The organism is Neobacillus drentensis (genome assembly GCF_036965245.1).
In the GTDB taxonomy this organism is placed as follows: Bacteria; Bacillota; Bacilli; order Bacillales; family Cytobacillaceae; genus Neobacillus; species Neobacillus drentensis_G.
In genome coordinates this window covers 1-919 of record NZ_JBALPG010000198.1, presented here as the reverse complement: position 1 = coordinate 919, position 919 = coordinate 1, and the positions used below count along the sequence as shown (strand labels likewise).

Below are 919 nucleotides of genomic sequence, written 5' to 3'. Positions count from 1 at the left end.
GATATTTATATAGATTTACTGATATAACTAAGTAAACACAAGAATCCAATAAAAATGTTATTATATCCATAAATCCACGCCAATTTAGCGGGATAGGAGAAAAAAGGAAGTAAAACATTTTTAATGGAGAGTATAGTAAAATATCATAAAAACTATTATAAGTTAAACCATTAAGATATCTGGACCCTGCGTCGACATCAGAACTCATACCTTTATAAAAATCATCGGATGTTATGTCCGTATTTCCAAATTTGTTGAAAATAACGTCTCCATATTTAACTGATAAAAAAACACCTACAAAAATAAATAAACATAACATTAAAATAGATCTTAAGTCTATTTTAAATGAGTTATGTTCATGCCTGTAAAAAGTATACATAAATGCCAAAGGGATAAATCCGACTACAACACCCGAATGAAAATATACCGCAATTCCAAAAAATAAAATGGAGAAAACAATATTTCCATTTCCACGTTTTTTATACCATTTTATTAGATAATACGTCATCATGATTAATCCAAAAGATACTAGATTTTCCCGTAACAATATGCCTGAAAAGATGATTGCCTGTGGGAAAAAAATAATAATACAAAGAACCATTTTTTTTGTCCTATTTTCAATTTCTATTTGCTGAAGAATCCTATAAACGATTACGATAATCCCCAAGCCCAGTAGAGTGTTCAGGTATTGAGCTAAGATCCTTTGGTCACCAAATAGATAGAAAAATAGGCCTAACAGGTTTGCATATGCCCCCATATTTGTTTTATCAAATAAACTTAAATCATTAGAGATTAATATTCCCTGCGCAAAAAATCCCTCTGTATCACTTCCACTGTGTGGAATATAAAAATATCCTCTTCCATAAATATCTAAAAAAAGGACTATTAACCGTAAAATGTAACCAATAGTGATTAATAT

The 919-nt window shown here is 29.5% G+C and carries 1 protein-coding gene; it reads right to left on the bottom strand.

What is annotated here, in order from left to right; all coding sequences use genetic code 11:
* Positions 1-919 (bottom strand): hypothetical protein (locus V7150_RS25130; protein WP_335523725.1); only part of this gene is annotated, 919 nt, incomplete at both ends.